3 protein-coding genes and 1 pseudogene are annotated in these 3,006 nt (G+C 40.6%); 1 reads left to right on the top strand and 3 read right to left on the bottom strand.

Going from position 1 to position 3,006, the window contains the following annotated elements:
• Window positions 1-22: 22 nt before the first annotated feature.
• Window positions 23-157: a hypothetical protein gene (locus M2R47_RS09555; RefSeq protein ID WP_283162961.1), complete on the top strand. Its 135-nt coding sequence runs from the start codon at window positions 23-25 to the stop codon at window positions 155-157.
• 31 nt (window positions 158-188) lie between these two features.
• On the opposite strand, the gene M2R47_RS09225 is transcribed toward M2R47_RS09555, so the two are convergent.
• The 3 genes and pseudogenes from M2R47_RS09225 to M2R47_RS09215 all read right to left on the bottom strand — a co-directional run.
• The gene (locus M2R47_RS09225; protein ID WP_249102467.1) at window positions 189-1,121 is read right to left on the bottom strand and encodes a VENN motif pre-toxin domain-containing protein; all 933 of its coding nucleotides are present in this window, start codon (window positions 1,119-1,121) and stop codon (window positions 189-191) included.
• 123 nt (window positions 1,122-1,244) lie between these two features.
• Window positions 1,245-1,532 (bottom strand): hypothetical protein, encoded by a 288-nt coding sequence (locus tag M2R47_RS09220; RefSeq protein ID WP_046699879.1) that lies wholly within the window; start codon window positions 1,530-1,532, stop codon window positions 1,245-1,247.
• Window positions 1,516-3,006, bottom strand: a pseudogene (locus M2R47_RS09215) (hypothetical protein); the annotation flags it as partial. The pseudogene M2R47_RS09215 and the gene M2R47_RS09220, both read right to left, overlap by 17 nt.

The following is a 3,006-nucleotide window of genomic DNA, read 5'->3' as shown; positions in this document are numbered from 1 at the left end:
TACACCACACTAAACAACGTCCATGCGTAAGCATGATTGCGGAGTTGCCTTATATCCACCGCCTGAAGTCGGTGGTTTTACGGCAACGGAGGATAAAAATACTCTTACATTGTCTGTAAAATATTTACCAAAAAATACCAAAGTAAAACCAAGATAGAAATATATAAAATTAATTTTTTTATTCATGTTTATTTACACTCCTTTTCTGTTTGTACCGAACAAGCCTTTATAGCTAAACCAAAATCAGCTCCTGATGATGCTCCTCCATGATACCCTACCGAGCCATTGCTATACAAAGACACATTACCTTTCGCTCCTGCAATAGGAATTATAGCACCATCAATTGACATACTATAATATTTTTCTCCTGGTGTTAGATTTCCTGTTGCCAACTCTTGATTAAGGCTAGCTGATCCGCCAACTCTTGGTCCAAGCAAAAAGCAAGTCGCATCAACTGTGCAAGTATTGCCCTTAATATCTGTAGCAATACCTCTGCTTTGAGAAAAGCCAAATAGTGCCATCCCTGAGGCTTCAACAGAGGTTGTAGTATTTATCCCAGATGTTGCATTATTGACGACATTGCGAGCATAATCCCCCAAATAATCTTTTCTTGGCTGACAATCGCTTGCACTCGGATTTGCCTGACAACGCTCCATTTTTGCAATACCATGGTTAATGTCCGATATAGTCATACCAAAATTCTCTGCAGTCCAAGTGTAGTTATTATTCTCCACCCCAACTTTCCCAATCTCAGCCCCACTCACTGCATCAGTGGTGCTTCCATCAGTTGTGGTGTAGATGGCTGTCGCAGTGGCTAGATTTAGAATGCTTGTGATGGTGTCTTTTTGCCCTTGACTGAGTGTCTCTGGGTATTTGGTGCCATATAGGTAATTAGCCAAGGCAGGTGCAACCAATTCACTACCCGCTCCTGATAAAGCACCTGTTGTGATGTCATTACCTGTGGCATAGCTTGTGGCACCACCTAGTATGGCATGAGCCAGTAGGTGTTGCAGGCTTTGTTCTTCTGGTCTGTTGCCATTGTCTGTTTGGTTTAGAGCTTTGTTTTCTTTAAATTCTTGACCAATCCGATAAGCAAGCTCTGGGCTTGCTGCTCTTGCCACATCACCTATGATACCATTTGAGTTAGGAGCGTACAAGGCGGAGGTGATACCATCAAAGAGTCTTAGGTTTTGTTCAATCTTTTGGGCTTTGCCTTCAAACGCTTTGGCAATGGCAATAGCAAGCTAAACCTTAAATAAAAAATAAAAAATACTGCCTAGATATACTACAACCATTAGAAAAAACCAATAAAATCTTAATAGCTTATTATCACCTGCCTTCAGTTTATTTCCAAATGACCAAAAATCCCTGCCATTAACATAGTCATAAATATCCACAAAAACCATCAAAGAAATAAATAAAAACATAAAAAATTCATAAATATCAAAATAATATTTCCTATCTAACTCAATTGATACAGCCATACTTATCAAAAAAGGTGCGATAACAAGCATTTTATTTTTGACACTCATGTTTTTGTTCCCCTCTAAGATTGTGAGATACACAGCTATCATATATCGCATTAGTAATTGCGTCATTTGTGCCAATCTGATCAACAATGGCTGAAGTTTGTGGAGTTCTTACCACTCTTTCAGTTGTCTTAGACACAACGATACCAATTGCTGTCTTACCAAAACCTTCGTTTTCTATTTTCGATGCCACCACCAATGTCCCTGTCACCGGTCTCAAATATTGACCTCCTAGTATAAAATGAGGAGCGTTGGTCATGGCTTCCATTCCCTTCTGATCCATCTCCCTACAATGACGCGTTTCATTCAAGGCACAAGCAACAATCATAGGATTATTCATTACTGCTGTATTATGTGCTTCAAGAGACCTGCTGTAGTCTGTATATGGAACTCTAGTTACTCTTGGAGCTGATAAAGGCTGTTGATTGCCAACAATTCTATTATTATTCCAAGTATACTGATATGATGCAAAATCACCTTTGCCAGTATGGCTTTGAATATATCTAACTAAATCTGGATCAACTTTTGGGATGTTTAGGCTGATACCAGCACCATGATTATTCCATTGCACGCCAACTAAAGTATCATAGCCCAAATCTGGTCTACCTGATGGAACAGCGTTATTACTATCAGCACTTTCATAAAAATCACCTTTTCTAAAATTGGCGGCTCTTAGGGCATTGGCAATTTGTTCTCTTGACCACTTTTTATTACCACCTTGTCTTTTGTAGAGCTCCTCAATAACCCAAGCCTCCCCCTTATTGGCATGCAACTGCCGATTAAACGCATCTGCATTCACCGCCATTACAGTACTTGAAGTATCTACTCCTGCTGATTGGGTGGCAGTTGCAATGGCAAGGCTTGTGATTAGACTTGTGGCATTTTGTGCCGTATCTTCTGAAATGCCCGCTTTTACTAATTGCTTAGTTGTTTGTTCTGACAGCTTATCGATTATTGGTGCTGAGGCAGCAATACTGCCTGTAGTAACAGCTCCTTCAATCGTACCAGTACCGATTACACCAACAGCCGTATGCAGTGCCACACGGTAAATCCCACCTTCTGCCCACTTTTGTTGCTCCGTTGTTTTTTCTTCAGGGGTTAGATTTGGATCGCTTGCAATGCGTTTGATTTGATCTTTACTGAAATCAGCCACTACCTTTGGAGCCTCTCTCCCAAACTCTGTGGTAATCACTGTTTGGGCATTTAACTCTTTTAATGCTTGCTCCTTATCAAAGTCATTAGCAATGATTTGATTTAGCTCATCTTGCACTTCTGGTTGGTTGAAGTTTTCTGTATTGATGTGGCTAAGTCCTGCTTGGTCTGTGATGGCAGAGTGGGTGGTGCTGGTTTTATGGGTTGGGGTTATTGTACCATAGCCTAAGCCTTGTAGGGCAGGTTTTGCTTTGCCATTTGGATTGCTGGTGTTTGCACCAATACCAATGCCAACACTGATGGCATCACCTTGATAATTTAGGTG

This window comes from Moraxella oculi (genome assembly GCF_023336735.1).
Classification (GTDB): Bacteria; Pseudomonadota; Gammaproteobacteria; order Pseudomonadales; family Moraxellaceae; genus Moraxella; species Moraxella oculi.
Note: the sequence above shows the minus strand (reverse complement) of the source record. Positions and strands in the feature narration are given on the sequence as shown.

What these genes read in the sequence shown, in the direction of transcription:
- M2R47_RS09555 (WP_283162961.1), top strand. Translation starts at nt 23, where the DNA reads ATGCGTAAGCATGATTGCGGAGTTGCCTTATATCCACCGCCTGAAGTC.
- M2R47_RS09220 (WP_046699879.1), bottom strand. Translation starts at nt 1,532, where the DNA reads ATGAGTGTCAAAAATAAAATGCTTGTTATCGCACCTTTTTTGATAAGT.